This window comes from Collinsella sp. HCP28S3_B9 (assembly GCF_052066095.1).
GTDB lineage: Bacteria > Actinomycetota > Coriobacteriia > Coriobacteriales > Coriobacteriaceae > Collinsella.
This window is the reverse complement of sequence record NZ_JBQHST010000001.1, coordinates 160445-182062: the sequence shown is the minus strand read 5'-3', so window position 1 is coordinate 182062 and position 21618 is coordinate 160445. Positions and strand designations below refer to the sequence as shown.

Genomic DNA, 21618 nt, shown 5'->3' with positions numbered 1-21618 from the left:
CTGGGCCTGAGCGCCTCGGCGCCGCCCTCGCGGTAGAGCGCGCACCATCTCTTGAGCGGCGCCAGGGACATGACCCCGAACGCCTCCATGGCGTCCCGCTTGCTCATGCCGTCGACGACGGCGGAGGCGGCGGCGACCTTCTGCTCGTATGTGTACCTGGTCTGCTTGCCGTCCATGGATAGCAGCACCTCGCTTCCGAACGACCGGTATACGTAGAGCCATTGTCTCACGGTGTCGCGCGGGACCGACAGCGCCTTCGCCGCCGACTCGGAGCCGTGGCCTCGCTCGAAGAGCCCGATCGCCGCCTTCCTGGCCTCGATGTCGTGCTTCACCCTCAAGTCGACACGCATAAAAAGCCTCCCATTTCTCATGTCCAAGAAATGGGAGGCAGTTCACACTTCGTGCGGCGGGGGTTCTTTCGTCCTGTGGAATGCGCTGGGAAGTCACCCCATGCGGACAGCTGAGGGGTCTTTGTTGCGCTCGTACAAGCAACCCAACATATTTCTGAATTTGGATGGGAGGGGCTTGTCGCTGTTGGGGGGCGTTGAAGTGCGAGTGACACGTTGGGATGCGCGGGCGCCTTGGGTTGGGGCAATGCTCTGGGATGAGCCTCTTACTTAGGTGAAGAGGGGTTTTATGGCTGAGAGGTAGTCTTTGGCTACGTCGGCCTTGTCGGCTTGGAAGTTGTGCCAGGCCCACCATTGGACGGTGGCTACGAAGCTTGAGGCTATGTGGTGGAGGAGGAAGTTGCGATCCATGGTGCTGGCGGGGCCTGCGGGGTCGACAGGGACGGTTTCGGCTGCGCGCGACATGATGGTCTTGCGGAGACAGTCGGCGAAGACGCGCGAGCCGGCGCCGGCTACGAGGGCGCGTACGCCCTGACGACGATCCCAGAGGTTGTTGAGGATATGCTCGACCTGTACGAGCGGGTCATTGAGGGGTGTACCGTCATCGTCGAGGGCATGGGTGCAGATATCGCACACGAACTCAGCGAGCAGGTCATCTTTGCTCTTGAAGAGGCCGTAGAACGTTGCCCGACCCACATGGGCGCGAGCGATGATGTCGCCAACGGCAATCTTGCCGTAGTCCTCTTCGCGCAGGAGCTCGGAGAACGCCGCAACGATGGCAGCGCGGCTTTTTGCCTTGCGGGCATCCATTGCTATGCGTCCGCGTGAACGAGCAGACAGCGGAGCGTGCCGGAGCAACCCTCGTAGGGGCGTTTGCCGGCGCCGTAGCCGACGGCTTCGATGCGGTAGCGTGAGGGCAGTTGGTCGGACGTGCGCAGCGCGGTGACGATGGCGGCGCCCGTTGGCGTCACGAGCTCGCCGGCGACCGGTGCAGGCGTGAGGGCGATATTGCCTGCCTGGCACAGGTTGACGACAGCGGGGACGGGAATGGGCATGAGGCCGTGGGCGCAGCGGATGGTGCCGTGACCTTCGGAGAGCGACTCGACGACAATGTCCTCGATGCCCAGGTCATCGAGGCAGATGGCGACCGAGCAGACGTCGACGATGGAGTCGATGGCGCCCACCTCGTGGAACATGACGGTGTCGGACGTTTTGCCGTGAGCTTTGGCCTCGGCAGCAGCGAGCGCGGTAAAGATGGCGAGGGCACGACGCTTGGCGCCATCGCTTAGCTGTGAGCCGTCGATGATGGCGGTGACGTCCGCCAAAGAGCGGTGGTGATGGTGGTGGGCGTGATGATGGTCCTCGTGGCCATGGCCGTGGGCCTCATGGTCATGCTCGTGCGTATGCTCGTGGCAGTGTTCGTGTTCATGCCCGCCATGGTCATGATGGTGGTGCTCATGCTCGTGCGTGTGCTCGGCAGCTGTTTCGTTGCCAAAGAGCCAGGCCATATCGTGATCATGGTTCTCGAGCTCCTCTGCTAACTGAACGTCAAAGTCGCAGGCGTCGATGCCATGCTTGTTTGCACGCGTGACGGCGATCGTAAAGCCGTCGACCGGCAGCGTGGCGAGCTGTTCGCGCAGGTGCTCCTCGCTGGCGCCCAGGTCGAGCAGGGCCGCGACGGTCATATCGCCGCTGATGCCCGAGGTGCCGTCGATGATAAGCGTATGCTGATGGTTGGACATGGAATGCTCCTTAACGGGCGCAGGGTGTTCCGGCGCTCAGATGATTGATAAGACTTGCCTGGTAGGCGGCACCAAAGCCATTGTCGATATTGACGACCGAAACGCCGCTGGCGCAGGAGTTGAGCATGGCGAGCAGCGCGGCTACGCCACCAAAGCTCGCGCCGTAGCCCACGCTGGTGGGAACGGCAATGACCGGACAGCTTACCAGACCGCCGATAACGCTCGCCAGCGCGCCCTCCATGCCGGCGATGGCGATGACCACCTGTGCCTGGGCAAGTTCCTCGGCATGCGCGAGCAGACGGTGCAGGCCGGCGACACCTACGTCGTAGAGGCGGTCGACTTCGTTGCCGTAGAACTCGGCCGTCAACGCGGCTTCTTCGGCGACGGGCAAGTCGCTCGTGCCGGCGCAGGCGACAACGATGCGTCCGTTACCGGTAGGGGAGGGCTTGCCGCCCACGAGGGCGAGCTGGGCGTTCGGGACATATCCCAGGTCGATCCCGTTGTCGAGAAGCTCCGAGGTGCGGGCTGCTTTTTCGGCATCCAGGCGCGTAACCAGGGTGCGCTCCTGACCGGCATCGCGCAGCGCTTTGATAATGGTGGCAATCTGCTCGGCGGTTTTACCGGCGCCGTAGACAACCTCACCGGCCCCCTGGCGCACCCCGCGCGAAAGATCGAGCTGCGCAAAACCCAGATCGGCGGTTGGCGCCGTTTGGATGCGCGTAAGGGCGACTGCCGGGGTGACTGCTCCGTCGGCAACATCGCTCAGTAACTGCTCAAGATCTCGCTTATCCATATATCTTCCCTTCGACGGCGCAAAGTCTAGCACTCAAAGGGTATGTTTCCGAACACTAAGACAAAATTGTTCGGAAACTAGATATAGGGGATTTGATTCTGTTGTTAGATGGATCGGCTAGTCACGCAGGATGATATCCATGGCGAGCATCAGGTTGCGCTCGTCGATGGCAAACGGAGCGGCCTCGCGCGTCTTGGGCTTGGCGCAAAATGCGATGCCCGTGCCCGCGGCCTGAATCATGGGGATGTCGTTGGCGCCGTCGCCGATCGCCACGGTATGGGCCATATCGACACCGCACTCAACCGCCCAATCCAGCAGCTGGATAAGCTTGGATTCCTTGGTCACAATGTCTGCCGCCAGCTTGCCCGTGAGCTTGCCGTCTACGACCTCCAGGCGGTTGGCCAGGCAAAAATCGATGCCCGCGGCAGCTACGATCTTGTCGGCGACCTCGTGGAAGCCGCCGCTTACCACGCCGACCTTCCAGCCCTTGCTGTGCGCCGAGCGCACAAGCTCCAGTGCGCCGGGGGTAAACGTCACGCGCTCAAAGGTGCGCTCGAAAACGCTCTCGTCCAGGCCGGCAAGCAGGCCCACGCGCTCCTCGAGCGCCTGCTTAAAGTCGAGCTCGCCGCGCATGGCGCGTTCGGTGATCCGCGCAACTTGCCCGCCCACGCCTGCTTCCTCGCCCAACAGGTCGATGACCTCCTGGTTGATGAGCGTGGAATCGATATCCATAACGATGAGGCGTGCAGTCATGGTGGGCCTTTCCGAGTGCGGTTGTATTGTAGGCACATTGTCGCACGTGACAAGCGCAGGCGGGCAGTGCGGTGCGCCAATTGTTTCGTCTCCGTCAAGTCTTTGAGCGGGAGCCACTTTTTCGCGGTACATCGGCGCGGGTGCGATAAGATAGAACGCCATGTCCGGCTGCGCGGTTTACGCAGGCTGGGCAAATCTGTACGACGCCGCCCGGAACGACACGGGGCGGCACAGATCCATAAAGGAGGATCACTGGTATGAGCCAGACCCGTCCCATCGACGAGCATTCCATGCACACCCATACCTGCGGCGAGCTTCGCCGCGAGAACGTGGGCGAAGAGGTCACCCTCACCGGTTGGGTGAGCCGTCGCCGCGACCACGGCGGCCTTATCTTCTGCGACCTTCGCGACCGCGAGGGCATCACGCAGCTCACCTTCGACCCCGAGCACTCCGACGGCGATGCCTTTAAGATCGCCGAGACCATGCGTCCCGAGTGGCCCATCAAGATTCACGGCGTCGTGCGCGCTCGTGGCGAGGAGACCACCAACGCCAAGCTCGCGACCGGCGAGATCGAGGTCCTGACCGACCACGCCGAGGTGCTCAACACCTCCGTCACCCCGCCGTTCCAGATCGAGGACGGCATCGAGACCAGCGAGGACACCCGTCTGCGCTATCGCTATCTGGACCTCCGTCGTCCCGAGATGATGGCCAACCTCAAGCTGCGCTCCGACTTCACCTTTGCCATTCGCGAGGCGCTGCACAACCGTGAGTTCATGGAGGTCGAGACGCCCTCCCTGTTCAAGTCTACGCCCGAGGGCGCCCGCGACTTCATCGTTCCCAGCCGTATTCAGCCGGGTAACTTCTACGCCCTGCCGCAGTCCCCGCAGCTCCTAAAGCAGCTGCTCATGGTCGGTGGCGTCGAGCGCTACTACCAGGTTGCCAAGTGCTTCCGCGACGAGGACTTGCGTGCCGACCGTCAGCCCGAGTTCACCCAGGTCGATATCGAGATGTCCTTCGTGGACCAGAACGACGTCATGAGCGCACTCGAAGAGGTCTTGGCCGACGCCTTCGGTCGCATGGGTGTCGAGATGCCCACGCCGCTGCGTCGCATGGACTACTGGGAGGCCATGGACACCTATGGCTCCGACAAGCCCGATACCCGCTATGGCATGCATCTGGTCGATCTGACCGACATCTTTGCCAACTCCAAGTTCAAGGTCTTTGCGACTGCCGCAAACGAGGAGGGCTCTGTCGTCAAGGCCATCAACGCCAAGGGCGCCGGTGCCTGGGCACGTGCCAAGATCGATAAGCTCGCCGGCGTGGCCTCCACGTTTGGCGCCAAGGGTCTGGCCTGGATCGCTTTCCGCGAGGACGGCTCCATCAACAGCCCCATCGTCAAGTTCTTCTCGGACGAGGAGATGGCGGCTCTGCGCGAGCGCATGAACGTCGAGCCTGGCGACCTCGTGATGTTCGCCGCCGGCCCGCGCCTGCTCTCTGACGAGATCCTGGGCGGCATGCGCTCTCACATGTCCAACGCACTCGAGATCAAACGCGAGGGTCACGACTTCCTGTGGGTCGTCAACTTCCCGCTGTTCCACTGGGATGAGGACCGCAAGGCCTATGCAGCCGAGCACCAGCCGTTCACTCTGCCGACCGAGACCGACATCGCCAAGATCGAGGCCGACCCGTTGGCTGCCGGTTCCTGCACCTACGACTTTGTCATGGACGGTTTTGAGGCCGGCGGCGGTGGCATGCGCATCCATAACGCCGAGATGCAGATGTCCATGCTCAAGCTCCTGGGCTTTACCGAGGAGCGCGCCGAGTCGCAGTTTGGCTTCCTCATGGAGGCGCTCAAGTTTGGTGCGCCCCCGATGGGCGGTTTTGCCCTGGGTCTGGACCGCGTGTGCATGCTGCTTACCGGCTCCGATTCTATCCGCGACGTCATGGCGTTCCCCAAGACGGCCAGCGGCTCCGACCTCATGTCGGGCGCCCCGAGTGCCGTTTCCGGCGCCCAGCTCAAGGACGTCAGCCTGCGCTTGATGTAGGCGAGCGGCTACATATTGTCTCTAACGAGGGAAGGACGCGTGCCTTCCCTCGTTTTTTATGCGCGGGCGTTGCGAGGGCATAGGGTGACCGGACGTCGCGGAAAGTGCGTCCCGGAATCTGCGTCCAGAATGGGCCGCGCTTTCCCAAAGGGGGCCCTCTGGGAAAGCGCGGCCCAGAATTCGGCAAAATAATGGGGCACAGTTTCCGGTTGAGCCTTCTGGCGGAAACTGTGTCCCATCGTTGACACTCGAAGTGGGATGTGGTTTCCGTCCCGCTCTCGACAAGCATCTAACGCTACAATAACTACCACGTGGCTGGGTTTGGCCGGCCAAATGTGCGATGCTGCGGGAGGGGACATGGTCGAGTTTACAAAGACGATTAAAGATCCGTTGGGACTACATGCCCGCCCGGTTGCGCTTCTCTATGACATTATCGCCAAACATCGTAGTGACGTGTCGGTCAGCATCGGCGATCGCCACACGGATGGCCGCGATATCATGGGACTCATGGCCCTCTATGGTGAGTGCGGCGAGAGCGTTGTCTTTCGTGTTTCGGGCGTGGATGAGGCCTCGTGCGTCACGTCGATCAGAAACCTCTCACTCTAAGCGGAACAATGTAAATAGGGGAGAGTCCCCTCTGCTGCATACATTGGTATGACAAGGCACCGCAAAGAGACCGTCTTTGCGGTGCCTTTGTTTAATATGGGAAACTTTTTCGAAAACTGAATAGAGAGCCTTTCCAAAAAGTTAACCGAGTGTTAGTTTACTATATCGAACATAGATGCGGTTAACTTTTATCGCGTCGATGTTGAGGACGAACCGATGTTAGGAGCTCACTTATGTCTTGCGGACCGCAGATGCCGGCCATGCCGCTTTCTATGGTAAAAGCGGGCGAAACCGTGCACGTGTCTCGTGTAAAGGGCAATGAGGACATGAAGCACCGTCTCAAGGACCTCGGCTTTGTCGAGGGCAGCGAGATCCACGTGGTGAGCTCGAGTGGCGCCAATATCATCGTCACGGTGCTGGGCTCACGCTTTGGCATCGATTCCAAGGTTGCCATGCACATCATGACCGTCGGTTAATCTGCAGCATTTCATAAAAACCGAAAGGGGGATAAGAGGATGAAGACGTTGGGTGACGTTAAGGTGGGCGAGAGCTCTACCATCGTCAAGCTTCACGGTGAGGGCGCACTTCGCCGCCACCTTATGGACCTGGGGCTCATCAAGGGCACTTCGTTCAAGGTCGTGAGGGTTGCACCGCTCGGTGATCCGGTCGAGATCAACGTGCGCGGCTACGAGCTTTCCATTCGCAAGGAGGAGGCGGCCGTCGTCGAGGTCCAGTAAGGGCCCACGACGTAAATTTCTGCAGATAAAGTTAGATATTTCTAACTTAATGCAGCAACTTTGAAGCACATTATCCAGCCCGCGCGGAGAAAGCAGCGCGGGCGCACAAGGAAGAAGGATTGAATGGCGGATTCTCAGATCCATGTCGCGCTGGCGGGTAACCCCAACTGCGGCAAGACCACGCTTTTCAACCTGATCACCGGCGCCAACGGCTACGTTGGCAACTGGCCCGGCGTCACGGTTGAGAAAAAGGAGGCCAAGCTCCTAAGCGACAAGAACGTTACCATCACGGACCTCCCCGGCATCTACTCGCTTTCCCCCTACAGCCCCGAGGAGCAATGCTCACGCGATTACCTCATGAGCGGCGAGCCCGATGTCGTCGTTCAGGTGGTCGACGCCACCAACCTCGAGCGCAACCTGTACCTGGCGCTTCAGGTTATCGAGACCGGCCTACCCGTGGTCGTTGCCCTTAACATGGCCGACTTGGTCGAGAAGAACGGCGACAAGATCGACACGGACAAGCTCTCCAAGAAGCTCGGCTGTCCGGTCATGATGATTTCGGCCCTTAAGAACAAGGGTATTAAGGAGCTGTTCGAGCAGGTTAAGAAGTCCGCTGCTTCCAAGGGCCAGGTGCCGGAGCACAAGTTCGATTCCTCCATCGAGGACGTTCTGGACCACATCGAGAACAACCTTCCGGCGAGCGTTCCCGCCAACAAGCGCCGCTACTACGCGGTCAAGCTGTTTGAGCGTGATGCGGACGCCTGCAAGCTCATCAACCTCACCAAGGAGAAGGCCGCTCGCGTGGAAGAGCTGGTCGCCCAGTGCGAGCAGGACTGCGATGACGACGCCGAGTCCATCATTACCGGTGAGCGCTATGGCGTCATCGCGCACATCATCGACGAGTGCCTCACCAAGGCTCCGGCCAAGATGAGCACCTCCGAGAAGATCGACCGTGTGGTTACCAACCGTATTCTGGGCCTGCCGATCTTTGTGGTCATCATGTTCTGCGTGTACTACATCGCCGTTTCCACCTTAGGCGGTACGGTGACCGACTTCACTAACGATCAGCTCTTTGGCACCGACGGCTGGTACGTGCTCGGCCAGGGTCGCGACGCCTACGACGTGGCCGTCGAGGCTGCGGGCGACGATGCCGACTCGGTTGACCCGGCGCAGTACGGCCCCTATGTCCCGGGTATCACCACCGTGGTGCACGATGCCCTTGTGGCGGGTGGCACCGAGGACGGTGGCCTCGTCGATTCGCTGGTCTGCGACGGCATCGTCGGCGGTTTGGGCGCCATCTTTGGCTTTGTGCCGCAGATGTTCCTGCTGTTCGTCATGCTGTCCTTCCTGGAGGACTGCGGCTATATGGCCCGCGTCGCCTTCATCATGGATCGCGTGTTCCGCCGCTTTGGCCTGTCCGGTAAGTCCTTTATCCCCATGCTCGTGTCCTCGGGCTGCGGCGTCCCCGGCGTCATGGCCACCAAGACCATCGAGAACGAGAAGGACCGCCGCATGACGGTCATGACCACCACGTTTATTCCCTGTGGCGCCAAGCTGCCGATCATCGCCCTGCTCATGGGTTCCATCATCGGCGATTCTTCCACCACCGCGGCGTGGATCAGCCCGCTCTTCTACTTCCTGGGCGTCTTCGCCGTCATCGCCTCGGGCCTTATGCTCAAGAAGACCAAGCTCTTCGCCGGCCGCCCGACGCCGTTCGTTATGGAGCTTCCCGCCTACCACTTCCCGGCGATCCGCTCTTGGGCGCTGCACGTGTGGGAGCGCTGCTGGGCCTTTATCAAGAAGGCCGGCACGGTCATCTTCGCATCCACCGTCGTGGTTTGGTTCCTCTCCAACTTTGGAAGCTACAACGGTTCCTTTGGCTTCCTGCCTGCAATGGACGGCATCCCCGAGGAGTTTATGGACTACTCCGTGCTTGCCATGCTCGGTAACCTGGTCGCTTGGACCTTCGCTCCGCTCGGCTTTAGCACCTGGCAGGCAACTGCGCTGACCGTCTCGGGCCTTGTGGCTAAGGAGAACGTCGTCGCCACCGCCGGCTCGCTGCTGTCCGTGGCTGATGCCGCCGAGACCGACCCGAGCCTGTGGACCGCGTTTGCCGGCATGTTCCCCACCATGGGCGCTTGCGTTGCCTTTGGCGCGTTCAACCTGCTGTGCGCTCCGTGTTTTGCCGCCATGGGTACTATCCGCAACCAGATGGACTCCGGCAAGTGGACCGCGATTGCCATCGGTTACGAGTGCGCCTTCGCTTGGGTGATCGGCCTGTTCATCAACCAGTTCTACAACCTGTTTGTGTTGGGACAGTTTGGTATCTGGACGATTGTGGCCATCGTTCTGCTGGTTGCGATGCTCTTCCAGATCTTTCGCCCTATCCCTGCGCATGCATGGACCGACGAGGACGAGACCAACACTGCTTCCGCCGCAGTTTCCGCTTAAGTCCGAATAAGGATTGGCCCCTTTCCACGAGCCCGGGTGTCCCAGCGACACTCGGACTTTTTGGCGTAATGGGGACAGATTGCTTTGCTCCAGAAGTAAGATGTGGCGTTTCCGCAGATAAAACCGACCAAAATAAACCTGTCCCTTTTTGGTAGGTGGAAAATGGGGTAAAGTAAGTGATGGTTAACTAGAGGAGGCTTGCTATGGCACCTATCGATATTGTTGTTCTGGCTGTTATCGGTATTGCGTTTGTCGCGGTATGCGTGCGCATCTACCGCAAGGGCACCTGCGCCGACTGTGCTCAGGGTGGCGTTTGCACGGGGCATTGCTCCAACAAAAAGACGTGTGCCGCACTTAAGGGCGTGGACAAAATCGCCGAAGACTTGGGCCGCGGTATTCATTAGCCGAACGGCGCTTGGGCATGTATGACTGCGGATACGGCAGTTGCTGATACGATAGGTGTGTTAGCAACTGCCGCCGAGCGGCTCAAACGAAAGGAACCCTGTATGGAGTCCTGTGCCTACCCGATGCTCTTTAGCCCGATCAAGGTCGGTACGACCGAGGTTAAGAACCGCGTCTTTATGCCGCCGGTGTCCACCAACTTGGCCGATCACGGCTATGTGACCGACGACTTGGTCGATCATTACCGTGCCCGTGCCAAGGGCGGCGTTGGCCTCATCATTACCGAGGTCGTGACGGTTGAGCCCACCTATACCTATCTGCCGGGTGACATGTGCTGCTACGACGACACGTTTATCCCCGGCTGGGAAAAGCTCGCCGCAGCCGTCCACGAGTATGGCTGCAAGATCATGCCGCAGCTCTTTCACCCCGCCTACATGGCCTTTAACATTCCGGGCACGCCGCGCCTGATCGCTCCGTCCTTTGTGGGCCCGTCCTATGCCCGCGAGGCACCGCGTCCTATCACGGTCGATGAGATTCACGAGCTCACGCATCAGTTTGGCGACGCTGCCGTACGTATGCAGAAGGCCGGTGTCGATGGCGTCGAGGTCCATGCGGCACACGCCCACGGCATGCTCGGCGGCTTTTTGACTCCGCTCTACAACAAGCGCACCGACGAGTACGGCGGCTCGCTCGACGCCCGTATGCGCTTCTTGCTCGAGGTCATCGCCGAGATTCGCGAGCGCTGCGGCAAGGACTTTATCATTGACGTCCGCATCTCGGGCGATGAGTACACCGATGGCGGCCTGACCCTCAACGACATGATCTACGTCTCGCGTCGCCTGGAAAAGGCCGGCGTCGACATGATTCACGTGTCGGGCGGCACCACCATCAAGCGCGGCTCCGCGATTCCCGCCGCCGGCACGCAGCAGGCCTCGCACGCCGCCTGCTCGCGCGAGATCAAAAAGCACGTCAACATTCCCGTCGCCACCGTCGGACGCATTAACGAGGCCTGGATCGCCGAGGAGCTGATCGAGGACGGCGCGGCCGACATCTGTATGATGGGCCGCGCCAATCTGTGCGATGCCGAGTTCTGCAACAAGGCAGCCGCTGGCAACGCCGACGAGATCCGTCCCTGCATCGGTTGCCTGCGTTGCCTGAACGGCATTATGTTTGGCAAGCGCATCTCCTGCACCGTCAACCCGGACGTGGAGCACGACGAGGCTGGCTACGAGCCTGTCGCCGAGGCCAAGAACGTACTGGTTGTGGGCGCCGGTCCCGCGGGTATGGAGGCAGCCTACATTGCCGCCAAACGCGGTCATAACGTGGTGCTCGTGGATAAGCAGGACGAGCCGGGCGGCGAGATGCGCATCGCAGCCGTTCCGCCGGCAAAGCAGGAACTCACCCGCGTGATCAAGTATCAGTACCGTCGCCTGGCCGAGGCCGGCGTAAAGTGCGTCTTTGGCACCGAGCTTACTGCCGAGGATATTCAGCGTGACTACGCCGACTACGAGGTCGTCCTGGCCTATGGCGCCGAGCCTATCGCCCCGGCCTTCATGCAGGGCTTTAAGCAGGTTATGACGGCTGACGACCTGTTGGGCGGCAAGGCTTTCCCGGGCAAGAAGATTGTCATCGTGGGCGGCGGCACCGTTGGCTGCGAGACGGCCGATTACCTGGCCCCGTTGGTCAACGACCTGTCGCCGGCCAACCGCGACGTCACCGTCATCGAGATGACCAAGACGCTCGCCGCCAACGAGGGTGGTGCCGGTCGCGCGGTGCTCATCACGCGCATGCTCTCAAAGGGCGTTCACGTGCTGACCGAGGCCAAGGTGACCGAGATTACCGAGGACACTATCAGCTACGAGAAGGATGGCGAGATCCACACCATCGCCGGTGCCGATACGCTGGTGCTTGCTATGGGCTATCGTCCCAATACCAAGCTGGCCGACGACCTGGCTGCAGCCGGCGTTACCACTCACGTGCTGGGCGACGCCAACAAGTGCGGCAACATTCGCGACGCCATCGGCGATGGCTACAAGGTCGCCTGCGAGCTCTAGTCAACCCCTTGTTGCGTGGGGACAGGTTGCTTTGCACCAACTTGGTGCATGTGAACCTGACCCCATTGCACCATTTGATAAAACGCAAGCGGCGGCCGTCCCGTGTTTGGGCGGCCGCCGCTTGCGTTTTATCAAAGAAAGATCATTGCCGAGCCTTAAATGCCTTTTGTCTGTGTGCCTTCCACAATCATGTTGCGGTTGTAGGCCAGGTGCAGATACATCGCATCGTGAGCGGCAGTGGGGTTGTGCGCCTCGATGGCGTCGGCCGCACCGTGCAAGACGAAAACCGTTTGTGTCTCGGATGAATCAGTACGCAAACGGTTTTCGTCTTATATCTTGAAGGCCTACAGGCGAAACGATTCGGCAACGGTGGAGGTCGACCGGTTTGAGTATGGCAGGCTGACGCTCGAAGGCAGCAACGTAACGTTCGACGCGCTCACGTCGGCTCGCCAGGACTTGAGTTTTCACACGCTCGAGCATAAGTGTGTTGAACATCTCGGCATTTCTGAGCTAACGCCGGATATTATGCGCACGCTTCGCTTGCTCGGCAAAGATGGCTATACCAACGCTGCGGCGATTTTGGCGGATAAGAATGATTTTCCGGGCATCGACTGCGTCCGTTTTGGTGATACCGAGGATGTGATCTTGGATCGCGAGGCGGCGACAGATATATCCGCAATTGAGCAGGTGGACAGGGCGGTGGCTATGTTTGCACGCTACTACCGCTATGAACGTATCGAAGGGATGGAGCGCGTCCAAACCGATCGAATTCCTCTCGAGGCGTTTTGCGAAGCTGTCGCAAACGCTTTGGTGCATCGGACGTGGGACGTTCGAGCTATAGCAACCCGCATAGCGCGCCTTGATCATCAACCGTCCGTATTTCGCAGCAACTTATAACAGGCTCGGGGTGCCAATTTGGGGTGCAGTAGTGCTGCGCCACGAAAAGGGCCTATCTACTACGTTTAAGCCTCAGGGGTCAACCATAGTCGGCTTTTTCGAAAATCGACAAGCTGCCTACCTGCGGTTTTGTTTTCACGGTTTTTGGTATGGCCGAGGCTATCCGTGTTAACGTAGTAGATGGGCCACTTTTGTGGCAAGGGGCCGATCTGCGGGCTAGGGTAGCTAAAAGAGCCCCGTCCCAAAAAGACTGATTGGAAGCTGGGGCGTGTCGATGCGATAGTATTGCATGGTGGTATTCGACTAACCGAGGGTTTATCCGAGGGCTTTATGGAACAGCACCAGCATAATCAAAGCTTGCAAGATCAGGCATACAATGCACTGCGCTCCAAGATCATCTATGCCGAGCTCAAGCCCGGCACGCGCCTTTCGGCGATTGGTCTGGAAAAGGAGACGGGAATCGGGCGTACGCCCATTCGCGAGTCCTTTGTGCGCCTGCGTGAGCAGGAGCTGGTGGAAACGCGTCCCAAAAGCGGCACCTACGTCTCTAAGATCAGCATGGAGCGCGCCGAGAACGCCTGTTTCTTGCGCGAGAAACTCGAGCGAAGCGTACTCATTAAATGCTGCTCGGTCGCCACGCCCGAGCAAAAGCATCGGCTCGATCAGATTCTTGCCGAGTCCGAGTCGCTCGACCATGGCGAAACGCGTCGTTTCTTTGACCTGGACAATCTGTTCCATGAGACGTGTTTTGAGATTGCCGGCCGTCACATGTTGTGGGATTGGATGAAGAGCGTCAATACGCATTTTGAGCGATACAACTGGTTGCGTATGGTGTCGCAGGATCTAGATTGGGAGCCGATTCGTCGGCAGCATCTCCGGATTCTCGAGGCCATTAAGAGGGGCGATACCGACGCGGCGAGCTATCTGGCCGAGACACACCTGCACCTGATGCCCGAAGAGCAAGGTCCGGTTATCGCCTTACATCCCGATTATTTTGAGCTGTCCAAAGACTCGGCTATCTAGCCCATTATCGCATCTGCTCGAGACGCAAAAACGATGCTGCTCACCTACAGCGTTTTGCAACCGAGAATTTTAAAAAATGCCTAAAATGGCTCAGACTGCCGACAATGGGGAAACGGGGTGCGCTATGGCGCAGATGAGAATCAAGGACATTGCCGTCGAGGCGGGTGTGAGCCCGGCCACGGTCTCGCGCTATCTCAATAACCGCCCCGGGCAAATGACCGAGGAAACCCGTGCTCGCATTGCGGAGGTTATCGAGCGTACCGGCTATCGCCCACGTGCCGCCGCGCGCAATCTGCGCAGCTCGCGTACCAACCTCATCGGCGTGATCTTGGCCGACATCGCCAACCCGTTCTCCAGCGCCATGCTCGAGGGCCTTTCCGCCAGCGCCGCCGCGCGCGGCTGCTCGCTCATGACAGCCATTAGCGGCAACGATCCCGCCAAGGAGGCCGAGTCGCTCACCAGGCTTATCGACGCTGGCGTGGACGGCCTGGTCGTCAATACCTGTGGTGGTAACGACGAGGCGATCGTCGCGGCAGCGGGACGCCTGCCCGTTGTGCTGCTCGACCGCGACGTTGCCGACGGCGGTGTCGATCTGGTGACATCTAACAACCGTGAGCTGGTCGCCGGCTTGGTAGACGCCTTGACCGCCGCTGGCAGCGAGTGCCTGTGCCTGCTCACCGAAGCAAGCGACGAAAGCTCCGTCCGTCGCGAGCGCGACGAGGCCTTTACCGACGAGCTTTCGCGCCGCGGCCTTGCCGGCGAGGTTATCACCTTGGCCGATGGCGGCGCCACGGGCGTCGGCCGCCTGGACGAGACCATCCGCGGCTATGCAGGAAAAGAGCTCGGCCTCATTGCCGTCAACGGCCTGGTTTTCCTGAGCCTGACCGAGGCGCTGGCGCAGCTTGGTCCCTCGCTGCCGGCGGGGCTCAAGATCGCGACGTTTGACGACTGTCCCTGGAACCATGTGCTCTTTGGCGGAGTCACCACGGCCGCGCAGGACACCCTCACCATCGCCGAGCGCGTGGTCGATCGCCTCTCCGAGCGTATCGACGTTGTTACCACCACCGTGGGCGATGCCGCAAAGCTGGCGCCCGAACGCATCGAGGTTCCCGGCCACATCGAACACCGCGCTTCGACCTCGCGCTAGCCGCTCGTTCGTAACTGCCTGTTCGCGCACGTTTTTTGGGCGCTTGATACGCTTTAACCCTGCGGAAACATTTTTCTGCGATAGTATCTGCGATATAGACCAGTCGAAACCCGCCCGAAAGAAAGGGGAGCGACATGAACCAGCAGAACATCGATTATGTACTCCGTTCCGTAGAGCAGCGTGACATCCGCTTTGTGCGTCTGTGGTTTGTCGACATTCTCGGCCGCCTCAAGAACTTTGCCATTAGCCCCGAAGACCTCGAGGTCGCTTTTGAGGAGGGTATTGGCTTTGACGGCTCCGCCATCGAGGGCTTTGCCACGCCCGAGGAAGCCGACATGCTCGCGTTCCCTGACGCCTCGACCTTCCAGATCCTGCCGTGGCGCCCGAGCCATAACGGCGTCGCCCGCGTGTTCTGCGATGTGTGCACTCCCGATCGCAAGCCGTTTGCCGGCGACCCGCGCGACGCCCTGCGCCGCATGTTTTATAAGGCCGAGAAGGCCGGCTACCTGCTCAACGTGGGTGCCGCGCTGGAGTATTACTACTTCCCCGACGAGCACACCCCCGAGCCGCTCGACAACGTGGGCTACTTCGACCTTTCGGTGAGCGATGCCGCTCGCGACCTGCGCCGCAATACGGTGCTCACGCTCGAGAAGATGTCCGTGCCCGTGGAGTACACCTTCCACGCCGCCGGCCGCTCGCAGCACGGCATGAGCTTGCGTCACGCCGAGGCCCTGAGCATGTCCGACGCCATCACCACGGCCAAACTCATCATTAAGCAGCAGGCCTACGAGAGCGGTTGCCACGCCTCCTTTATGCCCAAGCCGCTGGCGGGCGAGGACGGCAGCGCCATGTTTTTGCATCAGTCGCTGTTCGACCACGACGGCAACAACGTCTTTTGGGGCGAGGACGACGAGAAGTACCACCTCTCCGATATCGCCAAGCACTATATGGCCGGCATTCTGGCACACGCGCGCGAGATCAGCGCCATCACCAACCCCACGGTCAACTCGTACAAGCGCATCACCACGGGCGGCGACTCCGTACCACAGTACGCTACGTGGGGCCTGCGCAACCGCGCGAGCATGGTCCGCATCCCGGTCTACAAGCCCGGCAAGCAGCTGTCCACGCGCATCGAGCTTCGCAGCCCCGATCCCATGGCCAATCCGTACCTGGTCAACGCCGTCACGCTGGCGGCTGGTCTGGACGGCATCGAGCGCAAGCTGGAACTCCCGCCCGAGGCAACGGCCGAGACGCTCAAGCTTACCGACCGTCAGATGGTCGAGGCCGGCTATACGCCGCTGCCGCGCTCGCTCAAAGAGGCGCTCGACGTGTTTGAGGACTCGCAGTTTATGAAGGATGCCCTCGGCGAGCACATCCACAGCTTCTTCCTCAAAAAGAAGCGCGACGAGTGGCATAAGTTTGAGTCCACGATTACCGAGTGGGAGATCAAGCATTATCTGGCGAACTCCTAATCGCGCTGGTTCGTTCCAGTACGATTGAGCTCATTTCCTTGGAGGTCGATATGTCCGAAAAGAGTGCCCTGTTCATGGCGCGCACGACGCGCTTCCACGAGTTTGCCCGCAGCTTGACGACCACCCTGGGTGTCGAGGTGAGCCTGGCAACCCCCGATTCGCCGACTGCGGCGCACGACTTTGACCTGCTGATCCTCGATTCCGATGGCATCCGCAGCGACCGCATCGATCAGATTGCCAAATGGCTCGACGACCGCGGCGGCGTTCCCATGTTGGTAATCGTCGACGACGAGGCGCTCGGCACCCTGCGCCTGCCCAATCACGCGCATGCCGACTTTGTATGCCCCACGGCGACACCCAACGAGCTCAAGGCTCGTGCGCAGCGCCTGATGGGCGAGGAGGAGACCATCACCGCCGACGATGTGCTCAACATCGATAACCTCGAGATTAACCTGGCTACCTACCAGGTGACACTCGACGACGAGCCCATCGACCTGACGCTGATGGAGTACTCGCTGCTGAGCTTTTTGGCGACGCACCCCAACCGCGCCTACAGCCGCGAGGTGCTGCTGCACCGCGTGTGGGGCTTTGAGTACTGCGGCGGCACGCGCACCGTCGACGTGCACATTCGACGCATCCGCTCCAAGGTGGGCCCGCAGATTGCGGCACACATTACCACCGTCCGCGGCGTGGGTTATCTGTTTAAGGACTAGCTTTTCACCGCAAAGGGGGCAGGCGCCTTCGTGGTGGTTTTGCCGCATGCGTGGATCCCTTTCGAGTTTGCAGCAGAACTTAAGCATTCCTTAAAGATTGCGTTCTCATACACGTTCGCCCGCATATTGGGGTACAACTCAACGTGAACAATGATGGCCCGCCACATGTTTGGCGGGCCTTTGGTTATTAGACGAAAGGATCGCAGCCATGAGCGAGAACGATTCCCAGCGTCCCCAGGATGCGGGCAACGCTGGCGAGACCCAGCAGCAGCCGCGCGTGCAGGTGGAGTCGACGCCTGCCGACGGCAACATTCCCTACGTGCAGGCCTACGACACACGGACCGGCCAGCCGCTGGGCGGTCAGCAGGTTGTAAACAAGCACACGGTGGTCAAGACCAAGACCAAAAAGCTGCCGATCTTTATTACGGCGCTCGCCGGCTGCGCCTGCGGCGCCCTGCTGGTCATCGCGCTCATTATGAGTGGCACGCTCAACATTGGCGGCGGAAAGAATGTCGTGACGGCGGGTGCTTCGGGTTCATCGACGCAAAAGATTACGATCGACTCCGAGGACACCACGCTTGCCGAGGCCGTTTCTGCCAAGGCTCTGCCCTCCGTCGTTTCCATCACCGCCACTTCGAGCGGTAGCCAGAATGGATCGCTTTCGCAGTCTGCCGACGAGTCGGATGGTTCGGGCAGCGTCGGTTCGGGCGTGGTGCTCGATACCGAGGGCCACATCCTCACCAACAACCACGTGGTCGATGGCTATGACCAGTACGTGGTTACCATGGACGACGGTACCACCTACGAGGCCGAGTTCGTGGGCAACGACGCCTCGAGCGACCTGGCCGTCATCAAGCTCAAGGATGCTGACGCCTCCAAGCTCACGCCGATCGAGATTGGTGATTCCTCCAAGCTCAACGTGGGCGAGTGGGTTATGGCGATCGGCTCGCCGTTCGGCAACGAGCAATCTGTCTCCACGGGCATTGTGTCGGCGCTGTATCGCTCCACGGCCATGAGTTCTACCAGCGGCAACACCATCTACGCCAACATGATCCAGACCGATGCCGCCATCAACCCGGGCAACTCCGGCGGCGCGCTCGTTAACGACAATGGCGAACTCGTGGGTATTAACTCTCTTATCGAGAGCTACTCGGGCTCCAGCTCGGGCGTGGGCTTTGCTATTCCGGTCAACTATGCCAAGAACATCGCCGACCAGATCATCGACGGCAAGACGCCGGTTCATCCGTACCTGGGCGCCACGCTTTCGAGCGTCAACGCGCTCAACGCCCGCACTAACAATCTCGGCACCGATAGCGGCGCGTATGTGGCAAGTGTCGTCGAGGACGGTCCTGCCGCCAAGGCTGGCATCCAAGAGGGCGACGTCATCACCAAGCTGGGTGACGATGAGATTACGAGCGCCGATGGCCTGATTATCGCGCTGCGCAGCCACGAGGTGGGCGAGAAGGTCGAGATCACGCTCGTGCGCGGCAAGGAAGAGAAGAAGGTCACGGTCGAGCTGGGCTCCGACGAGGAGCTGCAGAACCAGCAGCAGAACGACAGCGCGACCGACACCGGCAACGGCGGCATTACCGACGAGCAACTGCGCCAGCACCTGGAAGAACTGCTGGGCCAACAGGGTCAGGGGCAAGGCTACGGTCAGGGTTTCTAACGAGCTGTATCGCACATATCGAAGCCAGAGGGGCTGTTCCGCCGGCGCGGGACAGCCCCTCTTTTCCTATTGATCCGTTGGGGACGGAGGAAAACGGATCATTTAGAAATGGCAAGGGCATGGTTCGGAAGGGCTTGGACAGTTAGTTCAGATTTGTATATAACGGGTGCGGTCTGAGGCGTGTTTTGAGCGGTTTTGAAATGAAAGACGGGCCGAGATGGGTGTCTCGAAGACGGAAGCAAACCTAATTCGCCGTCCAGAACGATTGATTGGGGCGAAAAGCCGATATTTCAGCTCGATTCGGCGCGCGTAATTATACAAATCTGAATTAACTGTCCAACCCTGGTCCGGTCGCTGCCAATTCGGTGCGGTTTGAGACTGCTATTCGGCCCCATCGCGACCGGTGGTACTCTTGTATCCGTTTGAAATCGAGCGAAGGAGTGCCGCTATGGAGCAATCGAGCCTGTTTGGTGACGGCGTGGACATCGATACCGAAACGCCAGCGAGCACGGATACCGCTGCGCCGGCCGATACCCGTGCCCAGGCGGCAGCGCGCGCGGCTGAGTTGCGCCACGAGCTCGACTACCATGCTTACCGCTACTACATGCTCGATGCGCCCGAGATCACGGACGCTGCCTTTGACAAAATGCTCGTTGAGCTGCAGGAAATCGAGGCTACCTACCCTGACCTGGTGACGCCCGACAGCTATACCCAGCGCGTGGGCGGCTACGTGAGCGAGCAGTTTACGCCGGTCAAGCACATGGCGCGCATGTATTCCATGGACGATGCCATGGATCTGGACGAGCTCGACGCTTGGCTCCAGCGCACCGAGGATGCGCTCGGCGCCGGTAGCGTCACCTATACCTGCGAGCTCAAGATCGACGGTCTGGGCGTCGCGCTTACCTACCAAAACGGCACCTTCGTGCGCGCGGCCACGCGCGGCGATGGCACCACGGGCGAGGACGTGTCGCTCAACGTGCGCACCATCAAGGATGTGCCCATGCACCTGTCCGAGCCGGCGCTCGCTCACATGGGCACCGACCGCGAGCGCACCATCGAGGTACGCGGCGAGGTCTATATGCCCAAGGGCAGCTTTGTCCGCCTGAATGAAGAGGCCGATGCCGAGGGCCGCGACCCCTTCGCCAACCCGCGCAATGCCGCTGCTGGATCCTTGCGTCAGAAGGATCCCAAGGTCACGGCGCGCCGCGACCTGGCCACCTTTATCTATGCCATCGCCGATACCGATCCGCTGCACGTCCACAGCCAGCGCGAGTTTCTGGACTGGTTGCGTAGCGCCGGCTTTAGCGTCAACCCTAACGTGGCTCGTTGTGCCACGCCGGCCGAGGTCCACGAGTTTTGTGCCCAGGCGCTCGAGCACCGCGGCGACCTGGATTACGACATCGACGGCGTGGTCGTAAAGGTTGACAGCTTCCAGCAGCAGCTCGACCTGGGCTTTACCGCTCGCGCACCACGCTGGGCCATTGCCTTTAAGTTCCCGCCCGAGGAAAAGCAGACCATCCTGCGCGAAATTCGCATCCAGGTGGGCCGCACCGGTGTGCTCACGCCGGTCGCCGAGTTCGACCCGGTGACGGTTGCCGGCTCCACCATCGCGCGCGCCACGCTGCACAATATCGACGAGATCCGTCGCAAAAACGTGCGCGAGGGCGACACCATCATCGTGCACAAGGCAGGCGACGTAATCCCCGAGGTCGTGGGCCCGGTGCTCGATAAGCGCCCGGCCGATTCGGTCGACTGGCACATGCCCGAGGTCTGCCCCGTGTGCGGCAGCCCCGTTGTCCACGAGGATGGCGAGGTCGCTTACCGTTGCGTCTCCATCGATTGCCCCGCACAGCTCAAGGAGCGCCTGCTCCATTGGGTGAGCCGCGGTTGCATGGATGTTGACGGCCTGGGCGACGAGATCGTCGACAAGATGATCGCCGCCGGGCTGATTCACGACGTCGCAGACTTCTACCAGCTCACGGTCGACGACATCGCCGGCCTGGACACGGGCCGCACCTATGCCAGTTCCAACAGCAAAAAGGGCGTCAAGAAGGGCGACCCCATTCCGGTGGGCCTCAAGACGGCCGAAAAGATCGTCGCCGAGCTCAACAAGTCCAAGAGCCAGCCGCTCGGTCGCGTGCTGTTTGCCCTGGGCATCCGCCACGTGGGCAAAAGCGTGGGCGAGGTCATCGCCGAGCGATTCCTGTCGATTGACAAGCTCATCTTGGCGAGCGAAGAGGACATCGCCGAGTGCGAGGGCATCGGTCCCAAGATTGCGGCGAGCGTCAAGCAGTTCCTGGCCGTGCCCGAGAACCTTGCCGTGCTGGAGCGCCTGCGTCAGGCGGGTCTGTCGCTCGAGGTCGATTTGGGCGCCGCGCACGCGCAGGCCGCAGCCGACGCTGGCGTGGCGGGCGAGCTCGCCGACGCACAGCCGCTCGCGGGTCTGACCTTCGTGCTCACCGGCACGCTCGTCAACCGCACGCGCGACGAGGCGGGCGCAGCGCTCAAGGTGCTCGGCGCCAAGGTCTCGGGCAGCGTATCAAAGAAGACGAGCTATCTGGTTGCCGGTCCCAAAGCGGGTTCCAAGCTTACCAAGGCCGAGCAGCTGGGCGTACCCGTGCTGGACGAGGACGCACTCGAGCAGATCTTGGCTACCGGTGAGGTGCCCCAGGCTTAAGGCATCAATAGTCAAATTGAAGAACCGCCCGAAAGCGCGATGCCTTCCGGGCGGTTCTTACTTTGTTGGGGAAACCGGCATCGTGATCTG

Annotated in this window: 20 protein-coding genes; 14 read left to right on the top strand and 6 right to left on the bottom strand. The window is 60.7% G+C overall.

All coding sequences use genetic code 11. The features are described from left to right. From ACTNBB_RS00900 to serB, 5 genes are all read right to left on the bottom strand, one after another. Nucleotides 1–350 (bottom strand): helix-turn-helix domain-containing protein (locus ACTNBB_RS00900; RefSeq protein WP_441056473.1); only part of this gene is annotated, 350 nt, incomplete at its 3' end. 267 nt (nucleotides 351–617) lie between these two features. Then, nucleotides 618–1157, bottom strand: a complete 540-nt coding sequence (locus ACTNBB_RS00895) for a TetR/AcrR family transcriptional regulator (RefSeq protein WP_304211247.1) — start codon at nucleotides 1155–1157, stop codon at nucleotides 618–620. Nucleotides 1158–1159: 2 nt separating this feature from the next. Further along, complete coding sequence (locus tag ACTNBB_RS00890) at nucleotides 1160–2089, bottom strand: LarC family nickel insertion protein (RefSeq protein ID WP_441056474.1); 930 nt, start codon at nucleotides 2087–2089, stop codon at nucleotides 1160–1162. Between the two features lie 10 nt (nucleotides 2090–2099). Beyond that, nucleotides 2100–2882, bottom strand: coding sequence for a nickel pincer cofactor biosynthesis protein LarB (gene larB, locus ACTNBB_RS00885; protein ID WP_441056475.1), 783 nt, complete (start codon nucleotides 2880–2882; stop codon nucleotides 2100–2102). Nucleotides 2883–2999: 117 nt separating this feature from the next. Next, nucleotides 3000–3635, bottom strand: a complete 636-nt coding sequence (gene serB / locus ACTNBB_RS00880; protein WP_427747576.1) for a phosphoserine phosphatase SerB — start codon at nucleotides 3633–3635, stop codon at nucleotides 3000–3002. Nucleotides 3636–3892: 257 nt separating this feature from the next. On the opposite strand from serB, the gene aspS reads away from it, so the two are divergent. The 7 genes from aspS (at nucleotide 3893) to ACTNBB_RS00845 (ending at nucleotide 11930) form a co-directional block, all read left to right on the top strand. After that, nucleotides 3893–5680, top strand: coding sequence for an aspartate--tRNA ligase (aspS, locus tag ACTNBB_RS00875; protein WP_441056476.1), 1788 nt, complete (start codon nucleotides 3893–3895; stop codon nucleotides 5678–5680). A gap of 357 nt (nucleotides 5681–6037) precedes the next feature. Continuing rightward, on the top strand, nucleotides 6038–6286 hold the full coding sequence (locus ACTNBB_RS00870) for an HPr family phosphocarrier protein (protein WP_427719814.1): 249 nt from the start codon (nucleotides 6038–6040) through the stop codon (nucleotides 6284–6286). A gap of 233 nt (nucleotides 6287–6519) precedes the next feature. Continuing rightward, nucleotides 6520–6762, top strand: a complete 243-nt coding sequence (locus ACTNBB_RS00865) for a FeoA family protein (RefSeq protein ID WP_441056477.1) — start codon at nucleotides 6520–6522, stop codon at nucleotides 6760–6762. A 39-nt stretch (nucleotides 6763–6801) separates the two neighbouring features. Next, on the top strand, nucleotides 6802–7023 hold the full coding sequence (locus ACTNBB_RS00860) for a FeoA family protein (protein WP_427795998.1): 222 nt from the start codon (nucleotides 6802–6804) through the stop codon (nucleotides 7021–7023). A 123-nt stretch (nucleotides 7024–7146) separates the two neighbouring features. Then, on the top strand, nucleotides 7147–9474 hold the full coding sequence (gene feoB / locus ACTNBB_RS00855; RefSeq protein WP_441056478.1) for a ferrous iron transporter B: 2328 nt from the start codon (nucleotides 7147–7149) through the stop codon (nucleotides 9472–9474). Between the two features lie 203 nt (nucleotides 9475–9677). After that, nucleotides 9678–9878 carry a hypothetical protein gene (locus tag ACTNBB_RS00850; RefSeq protein ID WP_117634210.1) on the top strand — a complete coding sequence of 67 codons (201 nt, stop codon included), beginning with the start codon at nucleotides 9678–9680 and terminating at the stop codon, nucleotides 9876–9878. Nucleotides 9879–9980: 102 nt separating this feature from the next. Next, nucleotides 9981–11930 carry an FAD-dependent oxidoreductase gene (locus ACTNBB_RS00845; protein WP_441056479.1) on the top strand — a complete coding sequence of 650 codons (1950 nt, stop codon included), beginning with the start codon at nucleotides 9981–9983 and terminating at the stop codon, nucleotides 11928–11930. Nucleotides 11931–12085: 155 nt separating this feature from the next. Here the strand turns inward: ACTNBB_RS00845 and ACTNBB_RS00840 are convergent, their stop codons facing one another. Then, nucleotides 12086–12247 carry a hypothetical protein gene (locus ACTNBB_RS00840; protein WP_441056480.1) on the bottom strand — a complete coding sequence of 54 codons (162 nt, stop codon included), beginning with the start codon at nucleotides 12245–12247 and terminating at the stop codon, nucleotides 12086–12088. A gap of 52 nt (nucleotides 12248–12299) precedes the next feature. On the opposite strand from ACTNBB_RS00840, the gene ACTNBB_RS00835 reads away from it, so the two are divergent. The 7 genes from ACTNBB_RS00835 (at nucleotide 12300) to ligA (ending at nucleotide 21528) form a co-directional block, all read left to right on the top strand. Beyond that, the gene (locus ACTNBB_RS00835; protein ID WP_441070996.1) at nucleotides 12300–12827 is read left to right on the top strand and encodes a hypothetical protein; all 528 of its coding nucleotides are present in this window, start codon (nucleotides 12300–12302) and stop codon (nucleotides 12825–12827) included. 330 nt (nucleotides 12828–13157) lie between these two features. Then, nucleotides 13158–13850, top strand: a complete 693-nt coding sequence (locus ACTNBB_RS00830; RefSeq protein ID WP_441070994.1) for a GntR family transcriptional regulator — start codon at nucleotides 13158–13160, stop codon at nucleotides 13848–13850. A gap of 124 nt (nucleotides 13851–13974) precedes the next feature. Continuing rightward, nucleotides 13975–14997, top strand: coding sequence for a LacI family DNA-binding transcriptional regulator (locus ACTNBB_RS00825; RefSeq protein ID WP_441056483.1), 1023 nt, complete (start codon nucleotides 13975–13977; stop codon nucleotides 14995–14997). Nucleotides 14998–15131: 134 nt separating this feature from the next. Next, nucleotides 15132–16469, top strand: a complete 1338-nt coding sequence (locus ACTNBB_RS00820; protein ID WP_427747568.1) for a glutamine synthetase family protein — start codon at nucleotides 15132–15134, stop codon at nucleotides 16467–16469. Nucleotides 16470–16519: 50 nt separating this feature from the next. Further along, entirely contained in the window at nucleotides 16520–17182 is a 663-nt protein-coding gene (locus ACTNBB_RS00815) for a response regulator transcription factor (RefSeq protein WP_427728642.1), read from the top strand. Between the two features lie 208 nt (nucleotides 17183–17390). Further along, nucleotides 17391–18851 (top strand): S1C family serine protease, encoded by a 1461-nt coding sequence (locus ACTNBB_RS00810; protein WP_441056484.1) that lies wholly within the window; start codon nucleotides 17391–17393, stop codon nucleotides 18849–18851. A 448-nt stretch (nucleotides 18852–19299) separates the two neighbouring features. Beyond that, a complete protein-coding gene (gene ligA / locus ACTNBB_RS00805; protein ID WP_441056485.1) occupies nucleotides 19300–21528 on the top strand; it encodes an NAD-dependent DNA ligase LigA in 2229 nt (742 codons plus the stop codon). The last annotated feature ends 90 nt before the right edge of the window (nucleotides 21529–21618 follow it).